This is a genomic window from Imperialibacter sp., from assembly GCF_040222385.1.
Lineage (GTDB): Bacteria > Bacteroidota > Bacteroidia > Cytophagales > Cyclobacteriaceae > Imperialibacter.
Window position 1 is genome coordinate 210,055 of record NZ_JAVKDF010000023.1, and the last position, 21,534, is coordinate 231,588.

General features: G+C 46.2%; 18 protein-coding genes. 9 read left to right on the top strand and 9 right to left on the bottom strand.

Annotated elements, in window-relative coordinates:
- Positions 1-29: 29 nt before the first annotated feature.
- Positions 30-6,212, bottom strand: a complete 6,183-nt coding sequence (locus tag RIG68_RS11235) for an Ig-like domain-containing protein (protein WP_350122131.1) — start codon at positions 6,210-6,212, stop codon at positions 30-32.
- Positions 6,213-6,311: 99 nt separating this feature from the next.
- Positions 6,312-6,908, bottom strand: a complete 597-nt coding sequence (gene rnhB, locus RIG68_RS11240; protein WP_350122133.1) for a ribonuclease HII — start codon at positions 6,906-6,908, stop codon at positions 6,312-6,314.
- Positions 6,909-6,994: 86 nt separating this feature from the next.
- Here rnhB and RIG68_RS11245 point away from each other — a divergent pair, with 86 nt between their 5' ends.
- The 4 genes from RIG68_RS11245 to RIG68_RS11260 all read left to right on the top strand — a co-directional run bounded on the left by RIG68_RS11245 (position 6,995) and on the right by RIG68_RS11260 (position 11,652).
- Positions 6,995-8,443, top strand: a complete 1,449-nt coding sequence (locus RIG68_RS11245; RefSeq protein ID WP_350122135.1) for a Gfo/Idh/MocA family protein — start codon at positions 6,995-6,997, stop codon at positions 8,441-8,443.
- Between the two features lie 69 nt (positions 8,444-8,512).
- Positions 8,513-9,424: an ROK family protein gene (locus RIG68_RS11250; protein ID WP_350122137.1), complete on the top strand. Its 912-nt coding sequence runs from the start codon at positions 8,513-8,515 to the stop codon at positions 9,422-9,424.
- A 105-nt stretch (positions 9,425-9,529) separates the two neighbouring features.
- Complete coding sequence (locus RIG68_RS11255; protein WP_350122139.1) at positions 9,530-10,933, top strand: flavin monoamine oxidase family protein; 1,404 nt, start codon at positions 9,530-9,532, stop codon at positions 10,931-10,933.
- Positions 10,930-11,652 (top strand): outer membrane beta-barrel protein, encoded by a 723-nt coding sequence (locus RIG68_RS11260; protein WP_350077688.1) that lies wholly within the window; start codon positions 10,930-10,932, stop codon positions 11,650-11,652. Before RIG68_RS11255 ends, RIG68_RS11260 begins: the two co-directional genes overlap by 4 nt.
- Before the next feature lie 8 nt (positions 11,653-11,660).
- Here the strand turns inward: RIG68_RS11260 and RIG68_RS11265 are convergent, their stop codons facing one another.
- The 7 genes from RIG68_RS11265 to RIG68_RS11295 form a co-directional block, all read right to left on the bottom strand.
- On the bottom strand, positions 11,661-13,067 hold the full coding sequence (locus tag RIG68_RS11265) for an MATE family efflux transporter (protein ID WP_350122141.1): 1,407 nt from the start codon (positions 13,065-13,067) through the stop codon (positions 11,661-11,663).
- 22 nt (positions 13,068-13,089) lie between these two features.
- Positions 13,090-13,638: an NUDIX domain-containing protein gene (locus RIG68_RS11270; RefSeq protein ID WP_350122143.1), complete on the bottom strand. Its 549-nt coding sequence runs from the start codon at positions 13,636-13,638 to the stop codon at positions 13,090-13,092.
- Between the two features lie 113 nt (positions 13,639-13,751).
- Positions 13,752-14,852: a hypothetical protein gene (locus RIG68_RS11275; RefSeq protein WP_350122145.1), complete on the bottom strand. Its 1,101-nt coding sequence runs from the start codon at positions 14,850-14,852 to the stop codon at positions 13,752-13,754.
- A gap of 6 nt (positions 14,853-14,858) precedes the next feature.
- Entirely contained in the window at positions 14,859-15,710 is an 852-nt protein-coding gene (locus RIG68_RS11280) for a hypothetical protein (protein ID WP_350122147.1), read from the bottom strand.
- Positions 15,700-16,284 (bottom strand): RNA polymerase sigma factor, encoded by a 585-nt coding sequence (locus RIG68_RS11285; RefSeq protein WP_350122149.1) that lies wholly within the window; start codon positions 16,282-16,284, stop codon positions 15,700-15,702. The genes RIG68_RS11280 and RIG68_RS11285 overlap by 11 nt, the downstream gene beginning before the upstream one ends.
- 111 nt (positions 16,285-16,395) lie before the next feature.
- Complete coding sequence (locus RIG68_RS11290) at positions 16,396-16,848, bottom strand: carboxypeptidase regulatory-like domain-containing protein (protein ID WP_350122151.1); 453 nt, start codon at positions 16,846-16,848, stop codon at positions 16,396-16,398.
- Complete coding sequence (locus RIG68_RS11295; protein ID WP_350122153.1) at positions 16,845-18,242, bottom strand: MBL fold metallo-hydrolase RNA specificity domain-containing protein; 1,398 nt, start codon at positions 18,240-18,242, stop codon at positions 16,845-16,847. The genes RIG68_RS11290 and RIG68_RS11295 overlap by 4 nt, the downstream gene beginning before the upstream one ends.
- Positions 18,243-18,399: 157 nt before the next feature.
- Between RIG68_RS11295 and RIG68_RS11300 the strand changes: the two genes are divergently transcribed.
- The 5 genes from RIG68_RS11300 to RIG68_RS11320 all read left to right on the top strand — a co-directional run bounded on the left by RIG68_RS11300 (position 18,400) and on the right by RIG68_RS11320 (position 21,532).
- Complete coding sequence (locus RIG68_RS11300; protein ID WP_151999766.1) at positions 18,400-18,810, top strand: OsmC family protein; 411 nt, start codon at positions 18,400-18,402, stop codon at positions 18,808-18,810.
- Positions 18,810-19,052, top strand: a complete 243-nt coding sequence (locus tag RIG68_RS11305; RefSeq protein WP_350077703.1) for a hypothetical protein — start codon at positions 18,810-18,812, stop codon at positions 19,050-19,052. Before RIG68_RS11300 ends, RIG68_RS11305 begins: the two co-directional genes overlap by 1 nt.
- Before the next feature lie 188 nt (positions 19,053-19,240).
- Positions 19,241-20,233, top strand: coding sequence for a c-type cytochrome domain-containing protein (locus RIG68_RS11310; protein WP_350122155.1), 993 nt, complete (start codon positions 19,241-19,243; stop codon positions 20,231-20,233).
- Between the two features lie 6 nt (positions 20,234-20,239).
- Positions 20,240-20,617, top strand: coding sequence for a cytochrome c family protein (locus RIG68_RS11315; RefSeq protein ID WP_350122157.1), 378 nt, complete (start codon positions 20,240-20,242; stop codon positions 20,615-20,617).
- A 24-nt stretch (positions 20,618-20,641) separates the two neighbouring features.
- Positions 20,642-21,532, top strand: coding sequence for a DUF5777 family beta-barrel protein (locus tag RIG68_RS11320; RefSeq protein ID WP_350122159.1), 891 nt, complete (start codon positions 20,642-20,644; stop codon positions 21,530-21,532).
- The last annotated feature ends 2 nt before the right edge of the window (positions 21,533-21,534 follow it).

Genomic DNA, 21,534 nt, shown 5'->3' on the forward strand with positions numbered 1-21,534 from the left:
ATTACTTTTAGCTCGTAATTTCGCAAAGTTTAATCTCTATCCAATAGGACTTTCTTGAAATGGATACTGCGTCCTTCATCGTCAGTTAGCATTAGGATTACCGATTGTACTGAAGGGATATCATTTAAATCAATTTTGGTAGTAGTTTCGGTTATGTCAAATTCCAGGAGTATCCTTCCGTCCAGAGAGATAATTTGTCCTCTATAATTCACAGGAGCTTGTCTTAGGAACTCAAGGGTCAGATGGCTGCTTGCTGGGTTAGGGTAGATTTTAAAACTCGCCTCTGCTGACTTGCTTACCAATAGTGGAAACAGTGATATGCTTTCAACATCAGCCATCCCGTTTCCAGCCCTATCTGTCACATTTTTGTTATCAATATCTATAACACCCCCTTGGTTCTGTATAGGAAAGGAATAATAGACCAAATAGGAGTTTGGTGAGTTCTGTACGCTGACCGAATCTATCTTTATATCTTCAGTTTGTATAACATCTTTGTTAAATCCTACAATCTCTTCTGAAAACTCTACGGTAAAATATTTGGCTAGCAATGTTTCACGGTTAACGGTTACCTGGGCCGTTGGTGCTGTAATGTCATAGATAAGCTCAAGCGTTTGGCCTTGGTTAAAATTTCTTGACTTGTCGAAAAAAACGGAATCACCAATAACAATACTCAACAAGCCTTCTTCTACTGGCTCAATGTGCAGCATATAATTCAATGAATCGGTTGCTGTGAGGGAAAAATCTCCGTTTGTAACAATTACGTCGTTTGGTAAAAAGTCCTCTACTGGCTCCGACAAAGAAATAGTGATATCGAAATCCTTGTTTACAAATGCTTCCGAAGAGGCAATCATTTGAAATGAAGGTGGGGTTGAATCGTAAAAAAAACTATACTTGAATTCTTCGTTATTTGAATTGCCAGCTAAATCGAAGAAAGACTCTCTATGGAGACCTACTTCTGCAGTTCCATCATGCACTGGCGCTCCAGTAATATAGGCATTGTTGTTGTCCACGGAGAGGTTCGCAATCGTGAAATTTTCTATGGTCAAGGCACTTGCAAAATCTACTTCAACAGGCTCGTCGAAAGAGATAGTTATTGTTAACCCTCCTTGCGACTCGTCATTTCTTTCATGGCTGCCCGATGCCAGGGGAGGAGTTGCATCATACACTAGCGTCTTCACGGCTTTTGTTTCATTGAAGTTGCCGGCAAGATCTGTTAATTTTTCAATGTCGATTGACAGTTCGACAATTCCTTCCGACACGGGAGTAACCTTGCCCACAATGCTTGAGTCATTTCTTGACTGAAGCGAAAATGTAGCATTATGGACTGCTACGTCTAAAAAGTCAAATCCAAGAACTTTCTCACTTGCTACCACCTCAACCACAAAAGACTCATTGGTATAGTCCTCTTTTTCAGTTACAAAGGATATGTGGGGGCTGGTTTTGTCAAACCAGAATGTCCTTGACTTTGGTTGGGGAAAAGGATTCAGGGCTTTGTCGGTAAAGGAGCTCTCAAGTACTGTAATTATTGCTTTTCCTTCAGCCAAGGGGTTAAGGGTTAAACTGTATTGGTTGCTGCCCAATTCTTTGAAGCCTGTTATTTCGCAGTTGTCAGTAACGACGTCAAGTGAGTCAAAACCCAACACCGGCTCATTAAACGTTAGCGTTATCTCCTGTTTTTTATTGATGGGTTGATTGTTGTTCCCAGAGATAGTGACGGTTGGTGGAGTATGATCAAAAGTAATCGAGGGGCTTGCAAACGTTTCGGCACTAAGATTTCCATTCAGATCCGAAAAAGCACCTTTATTTATTAATGCCTTGAAGATACCACCTTTAGACGGGGTGATTAGGGCTGTGTAGAGGCTATCGCCTATCTTGGAAAACTCACTTGCCGACATGTTAGTGCCTTGAATGTCCGAGAGTTCAAATCCTGTTACAGGCTCGTCGAAGCGGAAAGTTACCAGGAGAGGTTTGTTGATATAAAATATGGTGTCGGGACGTATTTCGACAGTTGGGTAGTGAGAGTCAAATACAAATGAATAAAAGAATTCCTCTATGTTGGCGTTTTCTGCTCTGTCATGGAAACCCCCTTCACCCAGCTTAACGGATACAATACCATCTTTTATTGGTTGAAAAACAACAGTGAGCGTGTTTTCAGTCCAGGATTCTTGAATCAGCTCAAGGTTCTCAATTTGCAAAGCGCCCGAAGAGAAATCTTCAATGGGTTCTGAAAACATCAAATCCAAGGTGATCAGTTTGTCAGGGATGCTGTTCTCTACCAATTCAAACAGCACAGTGGGAGCTGTTGAATCATAAATCAATAATATACTTGCTTCGGCCTCGAAAAGGTTACCTGCTAAATCGGTGAGCACCTCTTTAGGAACGTTGATTACTATTTCAGTCTCCTCTATCGGGTTGATCATGACGCTGTAGCTACTATCCTGCCCATTGAAAGCTACTATTTCTCCATTTGTGACGTTAATATCCCCAATATCAAAAGCTGTAACTTTTTCGTCGAACTTGAAGTTCACAACGAATGGCCCATTGACAAACTGAGCGTGTTCAGTAGTAATAATTACTTCAGGCGAAGTCAAGTCATAGAAGCCCTCCAACAGCACAAATTCTTCATTGAAATTGCCGATGCTATCTGTGAAAGATGCAGTCCCGAGTTTTACCCGAAAGAGGCCTTCGTTATTTGGGATCAATCGCAAATGATAGCTGTTGTCGCCTTCGTCAAACGCTTCATAGGAGCAATTTGAGAACACTAGGTCATCTACGGTGAATTCCTTGATCTTCTCTGATGGATAAAAGGAGATCAGTAGCTCGTCCACATTTATGAAAACAGGAGACTCTCCGGAAAAAAGAAGCAGCGGAGGGGTAACATCTGCTTTGGAAAAAAACTGCAAATGGTCATTGGTGTTACCTGCCCTATCTGAAAAGGAGCTTTCTTCAATTTCGATGATTATCTGCCCATCATCGATCGGGTTGATATCAAACGTAATTCCACTTGCAGTACTTGCGAAGTTCTCAAGGTTGGCATTTACTAAAATGATGTCGTCTGCTGTGAAATCTACAATGGGTTCTTTAAAAGTTAAACTGATCTGAAAAGAGCTGTTAGTGATTTCAGGAAGAATCGGATCTTCGAGAAGTTCTGGTCTTGTATTGTCATAGGTGGTGATGGAAGCATAAGGCTGTAAATTTTCGTTACCCGCTAAATCTCTTATTGAATTGGCATGTAGTTCTATTGTAACTTCACCTTCGTCCGTCGGAGCAATAGTTAAGTAGTAAATAGACCCCGACCCCGAAAGGTCTACAAACGACGAGTTTGACAATGAAAAATCCTCTTGTGAAAGACCAAATATTTCTTCTGAAAAAGTTAATTTGACTTCCCGGTTTTCATCGGAGAAAAACTCCGGCACATCCCATTCAACCAGTTCGGGTGCTACAAAATCGAAGGCAATATTTTGCCCTGTCAGCGATTCCTCGGTTCCAACCGGGGGGAGCACCGTTACTGCCTCTACAGCATCACCCCGGGTTATTGTAAATGTGCCTGCAAAAGCATTTTCATTGCGGTAGTCGAGATGGGTACTTTTGTAGTTTACTTTGGCCTCATAGTCAAGAAAGACTGTCTGCGACTCAGCGTGGCTGTAAAAAGCCGTGTCAATTTTGTGGTCGTCAAATTCAAGAAGTAAGTAAGGTTCTCCTGTTACTTCTATCACTTCGTTAAAATCCACTGCAATTTGGAAGATATCACCTTCCTTGAAAGGCCCCGACTCGAGGGAACGGACGCCTGTGATAAATGGGGCATCTAACTCATAGAAGAAAGCTGACCCTGATTTGAAACCCGATTCGGTATCGTTGTTGGGGGCACCCACTACAAGTGTATGCCCATACATGCTCACGTCGAAGCCAAATTCGGCCTCAGGGGCAGAGTTGCTTGGGAGTAAAGCAGAATCATGCAGGGTTTCTCCATTCCACCCGGTTGAAGGTTTCTTGAAAAGATAGGTTTTCCCCCTTTGCTCGTTGGCAGTAGAATCCATATAGTTGCCAACTGCGACGAAATTTGCAGTCGCTGATACAGCAGAGCCAAATCTTTCCCGATCAGTCTCTTCAGGGCCCATTAACGTGGCTGTGACACTTGCGTTTGTCCAATCGTTGTCTACATTTTCATGTACAAATACTTTACCTGCTTCGAAATTCGGCCATCTCAGAGCTGGTCGTGGATGACCAAAAAAAGCTACACCCGGTGCGATATCGATGTCTGTGAAATCAGTAAATATTGAGGTTTGTGGACTAGCCAGTGTCGCAGTTTCTGTCATATTGTGCCAAGTATTATTTGCTTGGAAAGCAAACATTCCGAATCTAGACCCAATTACTACTTCATCTTCGTAAATAGAGGCTAATCGCCCGAACCATCTGGCGCCAGTTGGATCTTGCATTGTGGTTAATTCCGCCGATATCGAATAGACTCCATCAATTTTCTCAATAATGTAGCCTGTTCCCATACTGTGGGAGTCACCAGTGTAGAGCGCCGTCACTATAATTTTGCCTTTGTGGATATCTACTGACCTACCGAAGGCCCCTCCTTGTTTAGCAATTGGCTCAACAACCTTGATAGCGTTGTCAGAGCTCCAGCCGGTTGGCGACTTTTTATATATGTAGGCAGCACCTGCAGAGCTTTTTCCTTCATTTTTTCCAGGGCTTCCTACAACAAGTGTATTTCCGTAAATTGATACAGAGTACCCGAAATTACCGAGCGGTTCCCCATCGAACGGGATGATTTTTGTTGCAAATTTCCAACCTGATTCCTTTCGCTCGTAAAGGTAAACAGCACCTGCGTTTTGTGCCGCTTCATCATCTTTGTAGCTGCCGATAGCGGCGTAGTTGCCAGAAATACTTACGGCCCAACCATACTCATCCCAAGTAGCGTTTTCAACTTGGAATTCAAGAATACTAGTTGGTTCTGAAATCTCAAAACCCTGACCAAACGTATAAATTTTGCCATGGCCACCTCCTGTACTCTTCATCGGGTCGCTGACAAGTAGGCTCGTGCCACTAATTATGATTTTGGAGCCGAATGCCCCATTTTTGTCAGGGCTAATATTGGTAACTTTCTCGGATATCTTTGAATTTTTCCATCCCTGAACGGGTTTGGTGAATATTAGGGCTAAACCCGAAGAAATGTTGTCATCTAATCCGTTAGCTGAACCAACGAATACTTTATCATTTGAGGCAGCAATTGAACTAATTCGACCAGCTGCCTTTGTATTTACAGTTTCAAGAATCGCCTTTGGTAGGAATGAAACTTCAACTCCTTCAATCTTTGGTAGATCGTATATATGAATGTAATCATTAGTTCGGCCCGCCTGTGAGTCATGCCCGGAGCTGATAAAGAGCTCGGAGTCATTGACGGCAAGGGTGTGGCCAAACTCCATACTTCGTCCTGGCATCGTCGATAGAATGGTGGTAGAAATGTCAGTAGTTTCCCATCCATTTTCAGGTTTTTCGAAGTAGTATGCAGCGCCGATAAGGGCATTGTCGACAGTGTAGTTTGGAGCACCAATAATTGCAAAATTATTTTCTAGTAGCAGTGAGGAGTTCGAACCTCCAAGGTAGGCTCCATTAGGAATCATCAGTTTTGCATTTTCGACCATGTTTTCCCATCCTGTTGCTGGTTTTTTGAAAATATGACCAACAGAAGAAGAACCAACCAATATTTCATCCTTATTGATTGAGAGTCGGCTACCAAATCGACCGCCAAAGCTAGGCTCTGACATCCTTAAAATACATGTTTCGGTACCATCGCTCCAACTGGTACCAATCTTTTCATACAAAAACACAATCCCCGAAAAAGTTTGGCCATCTGCTTTATACTGAGGAGCTCCAACGGCAATAAGGTTATTGTAAATTGAAACTGACGCTCCAAATTGCATTTTATCCATTTTCAAAGAAGGTTCAAGTGTCGCTATTTTCACCCACGTGCCCTCAACTCTTTGAAAAACATAGGCAGCTCCAGCTTCAAACCCAAACTCATCACTTAAAAGGGCCCCAACCACCAAAATGTCATCATGTATTTCCATTGAAGCCCCGAAAAGGTCACCATCTGCCAGATCCTTTGTAGGAATAACGTTGGCTTTCTCGATCCACTCCTGCGAAAATGCTGGAATGCTGGAGAGCAACAAAAATGCAATTAAGTAACTTAAGGAATTCTTCATGAAGAATCGTATGGAGGCTCTAGTCAAATGTCGTTGAACAGATAAGATACCAAAGAAAGTGAAATGGGTAGAATAATCACCTGAAAAATATTTCTATATTCAAAACAACTCCATTTGTTCAGGCAACAACCTGAAAGATTTTCTGTGGTAGGGTGTGATGCCGTGTGCTCGTATGGCATCCCGGTGATCCATAGTCGGGTAGCCCTTGTTTTTAGCCCATTGATAAACCGGAAACTCCTCCCCAAGCTGCTCCATCCATTCGTCCCGGTAGGTTTTGGCGAGAATGGAAGCCGCCGCAATGCTGTAGTAAAGGCTGTCGCCTTTGATAATGCAATTGTGAGGGAGTTCTTTATACTTTTTGAACCTGTTGCCGTCAATCAACAGGTGTTCAGGCACCTTTTTTAACTGATCTACCGCCCTGTGCATGGCCACAAACGAGGCGTTCAGTATATTGATCTTATCTATTTCTTCAGGTGAACACCAGCCTATGGCCCAGGCAACAGCCGCCGATTTCACATCTTCTTTTAGCATCATCCGTTGTTTTTCGCTGAGCTGCTTCGAGTCCGTGAGCACTTTGTGATGGAAGTCGGGAGGAAGGATGACTGCCGCAGCCACCACAGGCCCAGCCAGGCAGCCACGTCCTGCCTCGTCACAGCCAGCTTCGATAACGCCTTTGTTGAAGAATGGTAGCAGCATAGGTCTATTTGGAAACAATAATACGGCATTGAGAAAAGAATGCCTGAAAAATGTAAATTGAAACTAGAAACACCCCCTTACTTGTCATGTCAACTTCAAAAAAACCGCCACGATCCGGCGATTCAGGCTCACGTAGATCTTTTATTAAAAACTCCGCACTAATTGCATCGGGTATCACCATCGTGCCAAGGTTTGTGCTCGGCGGCAAAGGATTCGTTCCTCCCAGCGACACATTCTATGCAGCAGGGATAGGGGTAGGCGGCAAAGGCGAAGTCGATGTGAAAGGCATAGGTGACTGCAAAAATGCCAAAGTCATCGCCCTCTGCGACGTGGACGATAAGAGCGCTGAAAAGTCGGTCAAGCGTTTTCCGGGAGCCACCTACTACAAAGACTGGCGCATTATGCTAGACAAAGAAGGAAAGAACCTCGATGGTGTGTCTGTTACCACGCCGGATCACATGCATGCTCATCCGGCTCTGAGAGCCATGTCAATGGGCAAGCATGTGTATGTGCAAAAACCTCTTACCCATAACATTTACGAAGCCAGGCTCCTTACCCAGGCTGCGGAGAAATACAAAGTGGTAACCCAAATGGGCAACCAGGGCGGATCTGGTGATGATGTGCGTACGGTAAAGGAATGGGTGGATGCCGGTATGATCGGTGATGTTACCAGGGTTCATTCCTGGACCAACCGCCCCGTATGGCCTCAGGGGCTGCCCACGCCGAAGGGTAAGTTTGATGTACCTGAAGCACTTGACTGGGATTTGTGGATAGGCTGTGCCGACTTTGTGGACTACAATCCAGCCTATCACCCGTTCAACTGGCGGGGTTGGTGGCCGTATGGCACCGGAGCACTTGGCGACATGGCTTGTCACATCCTTGATCCGTTTTTCAGAATACTACCAGTGAAATACGCCTCTGATGTCGAATGCAGTGCTTCGACCATCTGGTCCGATTTTTTTGTAGAGGCTGACTATCCTGACAGCTGCCCACCTTCTTCCATTATACACTTTACTTTCCCCAGAACGGATGGCAAAGGTGACATCAGGCTCACCTGGATGGACGGCGGCCTGCGACCGGAGAGGCCATTGGAGTTGCTTCCCGATGAAGAAATGGGCGACGTTGATGGCGGACTGATCATGGAGGGTACCAAAGGAAAAATCATCACGGGAATGTGGGGACGGAAGCCCAAGCTGCTTCCGTCGTCGAGAATGAAGACAGAAACCTTTCCCGCAGAGACAATTCCGAGAATTGCGAAAGGAGTTGATGGTCATTACGCCAATTGGGTTGATGCAGCTATGGCGGGTTATGGCAAAGGAGTGCCTAGCTCCCCATTTAATTACAGTGGCCCGTTTACTGAGGCCATTTTGCTGGGCAATGTGGCGCTCAGAGCCTATCAAATCAAAGGAGGAAAGGGATACCCCGGCCGGAAAAAGCTGCTTTGGGATGCTGAGAACATGAAGGTGACAAATTTCGACGAAGCCAATCAGTTTGTTAAAAGGACTTACAGAAAGGGTTGGGAGCTTGTTGGCTGAAAGGGATTTTAATGTATGCTCTTTGCAATACAGCTATTTATTGGGCTATATTCGGCAAAAGTTTTTGTTATGAGCAGACCACTTTGGGGTATTGACCTTGGGGGCACAAAGGTAGAGGGCGTCATTATTTCTTCAGATAAAAGGCCGGATGTAATTGCCAGACTGAGATTGCCAACAGAGGCCGATAAGGGATACGATCATATCGTTGGGCAAATTTGCAAACTGGTAGATTTGCTCAAGACGGAAAGTGGCCTCACCCCTGAAAGTATTGGTATTGGAACGCCAGGTGCCATGGACCCAACTACCAACACGTTGAAAAACTCTAATACCACCTGCCTCAATGGAAAGCCCCTGCGACAAGACCTTGAAAAGCAGCTAGGAATTCCTGTAGCTATGGCGAACGACGCTAATTGTTTTGCCATTGCCGAAACCTTGTGGGGCGCTGTGCCCGATAAAGTGCCGGATGCGAAAGTTGTTTTTGGTGTCATTCTGGGCACCGGAGTGGGTGGAGGCCTGGTGATGTATGGTAAAGTACCGAATGGTCGCCATGGCATCGCCGGCGAGTGGGGTCATAATTTCCTTGATGCGTCAGGAGGGCCCTGCTATTGCGGGCATACTGGCTGCGTTGAGCAGGTTTTGTCAGGCCCAGCCCTTCAGAGATATTATGAGAGCCTGTCTGGTGAGAAACGAAAACTTCCGGAGATTGTCGAGCGGGCTAAAACAGGAGACGACAAGGCTGCTGTGCAAACCATGGACAGAATGGTTGAGTTCTTTGGAAAAGCCATTGCTGTGATAATAAATATCGTTGACCCTGACGCAGTTGTACTAGGAGGAGGAGTGGGTAATATTGACCTTTTGTACTCAAGGGGCGCAAAAGAAGCAGCGAAGCACCTGTTCAATCCCAGGCTGGAGACACCGTTTCTGAGACCAAAATTGGGCGATAGTGCGGGCGTTTTTGGAGCGGCACTCCTAACAGCATGAGAGCTTTTATAAGTGCATTTTTTTCTTCGAATAGTAAAATATTGGGGCTTTGCTTAAATTTGGTTAAGTTTTCATCGTTTTTCAGCATACTGACTTCTTTATTGAATGAATAATCGGCGTTCCTTTTTAAGGAAACTACTTCTAAGCTTACCGGCAGGATACGTTCTGCCATCAGTGCTGTCGTCCTGTGAAACGCAGGATGATTTGTTCCCCAACGTTAATTTCGGAGGAAAAGTGATTGTGGTAGGGGCGGGAGCTGCCGGTCTACATGCTGCTTATATCCTGCACAAAAATGGTGTTGACGTACAAGTGTTGGAGGCCACAAACAGAGTTGGGGGTAGAATAAAGGCGCTTGATGAATTTACCGGATACCCTTTAGAGCTTGGTGCCGACCACGTGCGGGGAACGAACTCCGTTTTTTATGATGCGGTGCGCATTTCAAATTTTGAGTACTACCAGGACAGAGGTAAAACTTACTACCAACTGACAGGCAAGACAATTGAGGAGAGCGAAGCTAATTCAAACACCTCGTTCAGAGCAGCCACCAAAGTCATAGAAAAGCTTCCACTTTACAGCGGGCCTGACATTTCGCTATCAGAGTATCTCAACAAAGAGCCTCTGTCTGATGAAACACTCACGCTGTTGAACTCATTTATCGCTAATGAATTTGGAACTGACCTCGACCTGTTGAGTGTTGCCGGGTACAACGAAGCACTAGCAAAGCAAACCTCGGGAAATGAAAAGATCATTTTGCGACGCAGGTCATTTAGCGAAGTGCTGGATCTTCAATACTCTCCTATCAGCTCCAAAATAAGACAAAATACGCCTATTAAGTCTATAGACTACGGCAGCGGAAAGGTAGTATTGACTGACGATGCCAATCAGACTTATGAGGCAGACAAGGTCATCGTTACCGTGCCACTACCTATTCTCAAAGAGGGGAGGATATCATTTAACCCTGCCTTGCCGGAGGAAAAACTGCTGGCTATGGATGGGCTTGGCATGGATGGAAGTGTAAAAATCTTCATGCGCTTTGGTCAAAATTTCTGGGGCGATGAAACAAGCACCGTTTATCCGGGTGGAATAATACCTGTATACAAAGCGCCAGGTTGGGGGAAAAGGTCTGAGTTTAACGATGATCTTATATTTTTCAACAACGTGCTGGTGGGTGAAGCCAATGGTTCGGCTGGCGCTACTTTAAGTGAATTGGGCAACGACGCCGTTACCTTTGCGTTGAGAGATTTGGATGACATGTTTAATGGGCAGGCAACCAAGTTCTTAACTCAGAGCTACGTGATGGACTGGTCGAAGGACACGTTTACAAAGGGAGCCTATTCTTACCCTAAAGTCGGCAGCGAGGGTGCAAGAGGCATTTTGGCCAGTGCCATTGATAACAAAATATATTTTGCAGGTGAGGCTACCCACACCGAAGGCCACTTCGGAACTGTGCATGGTGCTATGGAAACTGGTTACCGGGCTGCGTACGAAATACTAAAAAGTATCTCATGAAGAGAATCTTAGTTTTAATGATGTTGATAGCCCCCGGGGCCTCCTTCGCTCAATCTGAGGTTGGTATTGGTTTTCTTGCGGGGTACAACTATATGAATGGAATTGGCTGGAATGAGGTGGTGAGGCACTACAATCTTGCGCATCCACAGTTTGATAATAATCAGCCGTTGTTGCAAAATGGATTCTTTGCCGGATTTGAATTTGACTATGAAATCGGCAATCATATTTTCATCACGCCAGAGCTGGTTTATAAGCGGGTAAGAAGTGTGACGGACAATAAGCTGTATGAAATTGATTTGCTCATGCATTTTATTACGCTCGAAGTGTCCGCCGAGGTATATGTGTTTGAGCTGGGAAAAAGAGTACAGAAGGGTTTTGCTCATGACTTTTATATGATGGCAGGCCCCGGTGTTTCATACATGCTGCCTCGTGTATATCAGGACCTGGAGCTCAAGAACGGCCTTGACGGAGAGCCCTATAAGCCTAGTAAGATGGTGCCTTTTTTAGGGGCTGGCGTTGGATACGACATTTACTTTAATAAAAACTTTGGCGTGTCACCCTTTTTTAGAGTGAATGCCTATTTCCCTTTTGAAATTGACGACTTTCCTGAGGTAGTACTTGGCTCCAATGTGGCCGAAGTGAACGACCGGACAAGCGTTTTCAATTTCCAGCTAGGAATGAGTTGGAGATACCACCGCTCCGGCTACTCTAGAAAATAATCATGTTTTCATACGATGGGTTTGGCAACTGCTTCCTGGCTGTTGGCACTTATATTTGTAGTTTCTTGCGCCTGCGTACGTAGCCGTTTGCTCAGGTCTTTGAACCTTGTAAAGTTGGCCACGGCTGATATCGACAGGCCAAAAAGAAGCCCAATCCAGACTCCGATTGTACCCAGATCAAAGACGAAGCCAAGCACATAGCCTGTTGGCAAGGCAATTACCCAGTAGGCTATCAAAGTCACCAAAGTCGGCACTTTTACATCGGACAGCCCCCTTAGCACCCCCAATCCAACTACTTGCACGCCGTCGGAGATTTGAAAGAAGGCTGCTACCACCAGCATGCCCGCAGCCAGCGAAATGACTTCGGCATCGTCGATGTAAAGAGAAGGAAAAAAGTTGCGCCCAAGTACAAAGGTGATCCCGCAAACAGTCATGAAAATCATGGCCATGATGAAGCTAGCCATGCCGGCCATTCTCATATTCACGTAGTCGTTTTGACCCAGGTAAAAGCCTACCCTTATGCTGGCAGCAGCTGCAATGCCTGTAGCAGCCATATAGCTGACCCCTGCCAGGTTGAGGGCAATTTGGTGGGCGGCCAGCGCATTGGCACCCAGCCACCCTATCATGATGGCGGCAGCAGCAAATGCACCCACTTCAAATATGAACTGCATGCCCGAAGGGATGCCAAGTGCCAATAGCTTTTTGAAAATGGCCTTCGAAAGGTTTTTTAGATGGAATCCGATGGTGTAGGGCCTTAACTTTTGATAGCGAAAGACAAAGTAGCCCATGGCAATGGCCATCAATACTCTGTCTACCAGCGTGGCAATGGCAGCTCCGTTCAGTCCGAGTGCCGGAAAGCCCCATTTGCCGTAAATCAGCAGGTAATTGAGAAAGATATTGAAGAGGTTTCCGATGATCGAGATGGTCATCGCCTGCCTGGTAAGGTGGAGCCCTTCAGTAAACTGCCGAAAGGCCTGAAACACCATCAGGGGAACGATGGAAAACCCGATGATCCCCAGATAGGGTATGGCGTTTTCAACAACATCGGCCTCCTGATCCAGGTGATACAAAATCGGAGAAACACCTACGATCAGGCCGAAAAGAAATAACCCCATGAGAAAGTTGCTGACGACGCCATGGCGGAGCAGGTCAAGCAGTTTGCTGGCGTTTTGCTCACCATAGGCCGAGGCCACCAGAGGAGTGATCCCATAAGAAACACCTATGCCAAATAGCATAAAGACTGCAAAAAGGCTGTTGCCAAGTGAAGCAGCCGCCAGTGGCAAGGCACCTATTTGCCCTACCATTACGCTGTCGGCCACGCTCACGGAAATGTGTCCAAGCTGACTCAGCATAACCGGATAAGCCAGCTTAATATTGTTTCGAAGGTAGTACGACCAGGGATAAGGGTTTGCCATGAAAGCGCTATAGTCAAAAAAATTACAAATTCATTAAACGGGCCGCCTTGAAGATGCCGGCAAGACTCAGGCTATCAGTTATTTCGCCCCTCATCGCCATTTCCAATACTTCACCAAATGGTAGTTTACGGATGATTAGCTGTTCTGTTTCTTCGAACTCGGTTTTACCCTGAGTAAGATCTTCGGCCAGAAATATAAACCCTTCTTCGTCGGTGACTGAATTGGACGTATGGATGCGGAGTATATTGGTCCACTTGGTGGCGGAAAGCCCGGTTTCTTCTTTAAGCTCTCTTTTGGCAGAGTCAAGAATATCAATCTCCAGCGGCCCGCCTCCCATAGGAATCTCCCACGAATATTCGTCAAGCGGAAATCGGTACTGACCCACCAGCCAGGTATTCATTTCTTTGTCAATGGGTATGATGCCTATTGCTTTATTCTTAAAGTGGACTTTCCCATATATTCCGGGTGTACCCGCTGGTGTTAGCACCTGAAACTCTTCGAGTTCGATCCAGGGGTTATCATATATTTTCTTGGCCGAAACCTTTGTCCATGGGTTTGAGTATGCATCCATGGCGCTAAGTTAAGGCAAGGCTGCTAGAATAGCTTCGAATTTTTAGGCAACAAAAAAAGAGGCTGCTCAAAAGTGAGGCAGCCTCTTCGGACTTGAAATAATTGGGCAATGAGTTATAAGATGATACCGAAGCTGATAGCGTTCAGGGAAGGCCCTTTTCCACTTACAAAAACTTCATTGAGGTCGTAGTTAGCAAAGAAGTCGAGGCCCTTGTAGCCAAACTGCGCTCTAACACCATATCGGAAGTTGTTCATATAATAGCTGCCTCTTTCTTTGTCTTTGCTCGATTCAGTTTTCACCTTGGTGCTGCTGCCTAGTCGGTAGCCGCCATACACACCGGCGCCAATCCTGATGCCTCTTTTCTTATAGGAAGTATATTTTAAGCTCCCTCTTTCAAAGCTTTTTACTTTTCTGGTGCCCTTTGCAAAGTCGAAAAGCGGCACAAAGCTGGCGTTGAGGTAGGTAGCAGAAAGCTTGCTTTTGATCGGGTTAAGATTTGGATCTATGGTGCCAAAGCTAAGCCCCTCGGGCGTCTTATCAAGTGTGGTTCTGTCATCATCAAACTTCCAGTTGTACCAGTTGAGCGAAAAGCCCCATTCCACAAACAATGGACCACCTACCTGCGACTTGTTGATGCTTGACAGTCCTACTAACCAGGAGCCCCAGGGGCGCACAGCGTATGGCTGGTTGTTGTCGTTGGGGAATTTGCCATCCTCCAGCCAGTTGCTCATACCAAGCTCAACGTTGAACGAATGCTTGGTTCTGTACCGACGGTCCTCTACATATTCGTACTTTTTCACTTCGAGGTCATCATTGTCGAATTCGTCTTCGATGTCGTCCCAGTCGTCAGCCGCCACTTCCAGCTTTTTGTTGCCGATATTGATTTCAGCTTTGTGCCTTGGGTATTCGTTGTTGCTCCACACAATGGTAGTGTCCTGCAAGTACCTGGTGCCCGACTCATCAGTGATCTGCAAATAATTCACATCGCTTGATGACGAGTCGATCGACAGTTTCAAGTCCTTCAGCATCTTATTGATGTCGTAGTTCTTGATGGTTTCCAGGTCTTTCTGGTCCTTCACCACAAGGATGATCTTGCTATTTTGCCCCAGCTCGATGAGGATGGTGTCCATGCCGGCCGACTTCGCTTTTGCTGAAGTGCCTGACAAGCCAATGGCTATCAGCACAGCTAGTAGAGATAATGTTAAATTTTTCATAATTGTTTATTTTGAGTTATTGACCTTTTCGTGTTTGTTCGTTCCCATTTTCATGCTGCCACTGAACAGCTCATCTTTGCTATCCCTAAGCTCCGCAAGGATGTTCCTATCACCCAGCGTTCGGGCCGATGCAAGAAGCTTGTTGAAGCCACTTTTCTTTTCTTTTGGAAGTTCCGAAGCGATTAGCTCCCTTACCGGATCAAGAAATCTTTCGTCATCGTCTGCCTTGAAAGTAATCTTTACCTCCATTGGTTTGGAGGGCGTCTCGACCTCAGCTACCAGGCTCTTTTCAACTTTTTCTATGTCAAGTGTTTCAGGAACGGTGCCTTCTTCAGCTATTTCGTTCACATTGCTTACTTCGTCCAGTGCTATGAGTGCCTCCGTTTTCATTTCTTCCTTTTGAGCAGTAGATGCCACTTGTGTGGTAGCGGGTTGCACAGGCCTGTTTATTTTTTTCGCAGGCGCATTGGCTTTACTCTCTGTCTTCAGCCCTTCGTTAGCAGCAGCCACTTCCGTAGTTTCCTTTGAGCCAACTTGCGTTTCCGCCATCACATTATCTGGTGTTTGACCGTCGGCTAATGCCGGATTCGTGTTTTCCGGGGTGGTCACTTTTTCTGTGTTATCCATACCTGCCAGGGTATTGGTGCTATTGAGCTCAGCTGTCGATTGCCTGTAAATGAACCACCCTGCCACAAGGATCATCGAGATAGCAGCCGCTACCGACATCCAAAACGCTCCTTTTTTTCGATTGCCAGGATTCATTTTCCCCTGCAGTTTGGCCCATGCTTCGGGGCTGGGGCTTACTGGGTGTGCTTCCAGCTTTGTCCGAAATAAATCATCTATTTTCTTACTGCTCATGGCGTGCTGTTTTATCATTCATTTTTTTTTCCTGCTCAAGCAATTGCTTTTGCAAAAGTGCCCTTGCTCTGCTCAACTGAGATTTTGAAGTACCTTCGCTTATCTCCATCATCTCAGCAATTTCCTGGTGGCTAAACCCTTCGATGGCGTACAGGTTAAAAACTGTTCTGTATCCTACCGGAAGCTCCTGAATCATCGCCATCAGGTCGTCGGCCTCCAGCTGATCACTTAACTGGCTAAAGTCAGGCTCCCTGTCGGCTTTTTCTATCTCCACTTCTACGTACATCGACTTGTTACGACGGAGGTACATCAAACTTTCGTTGACCATGATCCGCCTTAGCCACCCTTCAAAACTCCCTTCAAACCGAAAGCTGTCAAGCTTTTCAAATACCTTGGCAAAGGCACTGATCATTACATCTTCCGCTTCGTCAGAGTCTTTCACATACCTGTAGCAAACCCCCATCATTTTGGCCGAATGCTTCTCGAAAAGTGCTTGCTGATCACGGGAATTGCCTTTTTGACATCCCTTGATTAGCGCTTCTTCGGTTTTCGATTCTTGTAGTATCAGCCTCATTGATTAGGTCGCTCAACGGGTAGATGCACCTGCAGGGGCTGGAGGTTGCATGGGGGCGGTAAAATATTTGAAAAATGTTTCAAGCGAGCAATAAGGTCGCTGCCAAAGTGGTTAAAAAACGGCCTTGTAGTTGATTTCGATAACAATTTCGGAAAAAGCACCGGCTTTTACTTCAACAGGGTTAATTATTCCATTGCCATCGAAGCGATTGGCAAAGAACCCATCAGGCTCCCTGGTGAAGACCGAATAGGTGCCAAGGGGAAGGGAAATTCTGAACGAGCCATTTTCATCGCTGCTAACCCGGGCGATGGGTTCACCGGGAAGGCTTTTATAAATGGGGCCGTGTTCTCCTCCGAGATCGGTAGTATTGACAGGCGCATAGAACAAAATTTCTCTGACGATAGGTTGACGACTGCCGCCCGGCTTTTCACCAATTCGAGGCATAAAATCCCCCTCCATCCAATACACTGCGCCGGTCACTCCCTGTTTGTCGCTCGTGGATGATAACGAAGATTTACAACCGACAGCACTCAGTAGAAGGCCGATGATCAACAGCGGTTTCATATGCCCTGAAAAAGATCGAACGATTCCATGTAATGCGGAATATAGGTGTTAAAGAGCATTTCAGTGCTGGTAGTTATCGCCAATGCTTCGGCTCCTTCTTTTTCGCCATGTACGATGAAAGTGTACTTGGGGCTGTCTTTAATGTTCTTTAACCATCTGATCAACTCGTTGCGGTCGGCATGGGCAGAGAAGCCCTGGATATACTCCACCCGGCACCTTAGGTCTACCATTTCTCCGAATATTCTGATCTGCGGCTCCTTGTCCAATATGCGCCTTCCTCTGGTGCCTTCAGCCTGAAAGCCAACGATGATGACCGTATCGTTGATTCTTGGAAGGCGATGGAATAAATGATGTAACACCCGCCCGCCCGTACACATGCCGCTGGCCGAAATAATGATGGCGTTTCTTTTTACTGTGTTGATGTTTTCGGAGCTGTCCTGTGTCCGTACGTATTTGAAATTGGGGTGGTCAAATACCGGCGCTTTTGATATCATTTCATCGTCGAGGCGGTGGAGTTTGTGAAACTCCTTGTAGAGGCCGGTGACTGAAATGGCCATGGGACTGTCGATATAAACAGGGCAATTGGGAATAGCATTTTCCTGAAAAAGCTGAGCGAGCAGCAGCAGGATATCCTGTGTGCGTCCGACGGAGAATGCAGGGATCAGTACGCATCCATTGGCATCAAAGGTTTCCAGAATCGTCCTTTTAAGTGCCACCTTATGATCTGCTTCGGGGCTGGCCTTGTTGCCGTACGTCGATTCTACCCAGAGAATGTCGGCTTTCTCAATGTCGGTCGGGTCGTACAAAAGTTGATTGTCGTATCGGCCGATGTCTCCGCTGAACAGAAGTTTCTTAGTTTGCTGCTCACCTTTTATTTCAATCTCGACATGGGCGGCACCAAGAATATGCCCCGCATAAAGGTACCTTAGGGTGATATTTGGACTGACCTCAAATGTGTCATCGAAGTCAAGGCTGGCAAATTGGCTAAAGGAGTGCTCTGCTTCTTCCAGCGTGTAAAGCGGGAGAGGGTTTTCGTGACGGGAATATCCTTTTTTTCTGGCATAAGCGGCTTCTTCTTCCTGCAGCTTGCCCGAATCTCGCAGCATAATCTCCATGAGCCTTGCCGTGGCGTGTGTGCAATAAATGGGCCCCGCATAGCCTTCTTTTACCAGCTTTGGCAAATAGCCTGAGTGATCGATATGGGCGTGGGTAATCACCACGGCGTCAATTGCAGCCGGATCTATCGGGAAAGCTTCCCAATTCCGAAGCCTCAATTCCTTCATGCCCTGAAACAGCCCGCAATCAACCAAAAGCTTAAAATCATCGATTTCCAATAGGTATTTCGAACCGGTAACCGACCCGGCACCTCCTAAAAACTTAACTCGTACATCCATTTTACTTGATTTGAGCCGATATTAGAGAATAATCTTCCAAATAAGAATCAATAGTTGTGTTAGTTTTGCCTCGGTGACTTCAATAACAGAATAGTCAGTTTATAACAGCAGTTTTGAACTATTGCTTTGCCCAAATAATTGTAAGCATATGCAGGAAATGAAAGTATCTCTTAAGTATGTGGCCGATGAAGAGTATCAGGCCGAAAACGAGTCTGGCAATGTATTGAACATCGATATGCTAGCGAAGGATGACAAAAAGGCTTTTTCGCCCACACAACTATTGCTGGCAGGCATCACTAGCTGCGCTGCTGTGGATTTGGTATCGATGATTAAAAAAAGAAGGAAGACCCTCGTTGACCTAACCTCAGAGGTTACGGGTAAAAGGAGGGAAGAGCAGCCAAGAAGGTTCACTGATATTCACGTGCACTACAAGGTGGTTTCGCCTGACGCTCAGCTGGAGGAGGTAGAAAAGCTCGTTGACCTGGCAGTTGAGAAATATTGCAGTGTGGCCGCTTCCATTAGCTCGGAAATTAATCTGACCCATTCTGTAGAGATTGTAAAGCCATAATGCGGGTTGTAGCCGAAATACCTCACCCAAAAACCAAAATCACGATCTTCTCGTGGAACGGTCGCTACCTGATAAAATTTGAATACGGGCTGCTGGAGCAGACGTACAAGGTGAGCGAAATGGATTTGACTTCCGAAGACGATATCAATGAAATTGTGTCGGAGTCATTCATCGCCAAGGTGATGGCCAGGTTCATGGAAATGGAAAAGGACTTTGGCCAGGCCATTAATGAGGTCGTTTAGAGACTAGCCTTAGTTTCACCTTTGCTAACCTCTAACCGAAGACCCTGAGCGTTCATCCGTTGGTTCGGCCCCGGATAATTCCACCTTTCTGCCGTCCGTTAATCTGATCGGTATTTTATTTTTCATCCCACCCATCCTTTTTCGTTATCCTTTCGTACTGGGCTTGCGAGCGTTGAAATATTCATTTTATGAAAATTAGTAAGCTGAGGAAAAAGGGTCGGATGATAGCGGTAGTCATTGGACTTTTCGGGGGGCTTGTCGTCATTAATTCGTGTAGTCATGAACCCGACGACCTGTCATCCCTCAGGGAGATTTGCTTTGATACCGAGATTCTGCCAATATTCACATCAAACTGTGCACTTTCGGGTTGCCACAATAGCAACGGAGGCAAGGAAGGTTACATCTTTAACTCATTTGATAAGATCACCAGTAAGGGCATACAGCCCGGTGACGCCCGGCACAGCAGGGTCTACACTGTTTTATATGCTCTGGGCGAAAATCAAATGCCACCCTCTGGTGTTCTTCCGGAAGAGCAAAGAACGCTTATCAGGCTTTGGATAGACCAGGGTGCCAAGGAAACTTCATGCGTGCCCGGCGAAGATGGAACCGATGGTTCTACTGCAAATGGTGTGTGCTTTGAAACAGAGGTTCTACCCCTCATAGTGAGCAACTGTGCGATGTCGGGATGTCATGATGCTGCGAGTCATGAGGAAGGCTATAATTTCACGACTTACACAAATATCAGAAGAGCAGTAAGTGCTGGCAGTCCTGCAAAAAGCAAACTTTATAGGTCAATGTCCGGTAGTGGCGAGGATCTCATGCCACCATCTCCTTATGCACGATTGACTGCAATCCAGCTGGATATCGTAAAGAACTGGATTCTTGAAGGGGCGAACGAAACTACTTGTGACTCCTGCGACCCGGCGCAGTTTGCTTATGCAGCCAATATAGCACCCATTGCTGGTACATATTGCCAGGGCTGTCACAGCGGCAGCTCGCCTTCGGGCAGTATCAGACTGGAAACCTTCAGTGATATGGAGAAAGTGGCTGCCAGTGGCCAATTGATTGGAGCCATAACTGGAGCCAGTGGCTATAGTCTGATGCCCCCGGCCGGCAAATTGCAGGATTGCCAGATCGAACAATTGTCGAGCTGGGTTGCTGCGAACACACCAAATAATTGAGGGAACATGAGCAAACTATTTTATTTCATCCTTGTGTCTTTTTTGGCGGTGTCCTGCTACTGGGACAACGAAGAATACCTATACCCGGAAATCGGCTCAGGTTGTGACACCACGATGGCCGTTACTTATTCAGCAGGGGTGACCAATTTATTGAAGGGCAGCTGCCTGTCATGCCATTCGGCAAATGCTGCGGCCAATTTGGGGGGTAATATAAAACTCGATTCTTATGCCAGTGTGAAAACCTATGCCGACAATGGGCAGTTACTCGGATCCGTCAGACATGCGTCTGGTTACTCGCAGATGCCTAAAGCGAGTACCAAGCTTTCCGATTGCCAAATGGCTGTTATTGAGAAGTGGGTGAGTGGCGGCTCCCTCAACAACTGATTTTATCATTAATAAATTGAAAAGATGAGAGGCCTTTTGCTTGCTTTCCTAATAATAGCCCCGCCTGTACTGCTGGCTCAGAACCTGGATCAACTGCTGGATGCTATGCCAGTTGAAACAGTGGACTATACCTTGGCTACCTTCAAGTCGTCGAGGGTTATCAATCTACATTCACCCGAAAGGGTGGCTCCAGGAGCACTGGAATTTCGCATTTCTCACCGTTTTGGCCCGCTAAACGGGGGTGCCTACCAGCTTTGGGGTCTCGATCAGTCCACTATCCGGATAGCGCTGGAATATGGCCTGACAGATAAGCTGATGGTGGGGATTGGGAGGAGTACCTACCAGAAGAGCTATGATGGTTTTGTGAAATACGCCCTGCTCAGACAATCGACTGGTGCAAGGGTGATGCCTGTAAGTGTGGTGTGGGTAGGAAGTACGACGCTCAATAGCCTTCACTGGGAATATCCGGATCGGGCCAACTACTTCAGCTCCCGGTTGGCTTTTGTGAATCAGATAGTTATCGCACGAAAATTTGGTGAGAACTTTTCTGCAGAGCTAGTGCCTACCTGGGTGCACTATAACCTTGTGAATTCACAAACAGACGTAAATGATACTCCGGCCGTGGGATTCGGAGCCAGGTACAAAGTAACCCGCAGGATGTCAATCAACGGCGAGTACACTTATCGGGTGAAGTTTGTGAATAATGCGGACAACCTGAATAATTATTACGATTCGTTTTCATTGGGGGTGGATATTGAGACCGGCGGCCACGTTTTTCAGTTTCAAGTGACCAATTCCCTTCCTATGATCGACAAGGGCTTTATTACCGAAACGACCGACCGGTGGCAAAACGGTGGTATACATCTTGGATTCAATATCACCAGGGAGTTTAGCCTCTCGAAGAAAAACAGATAAAC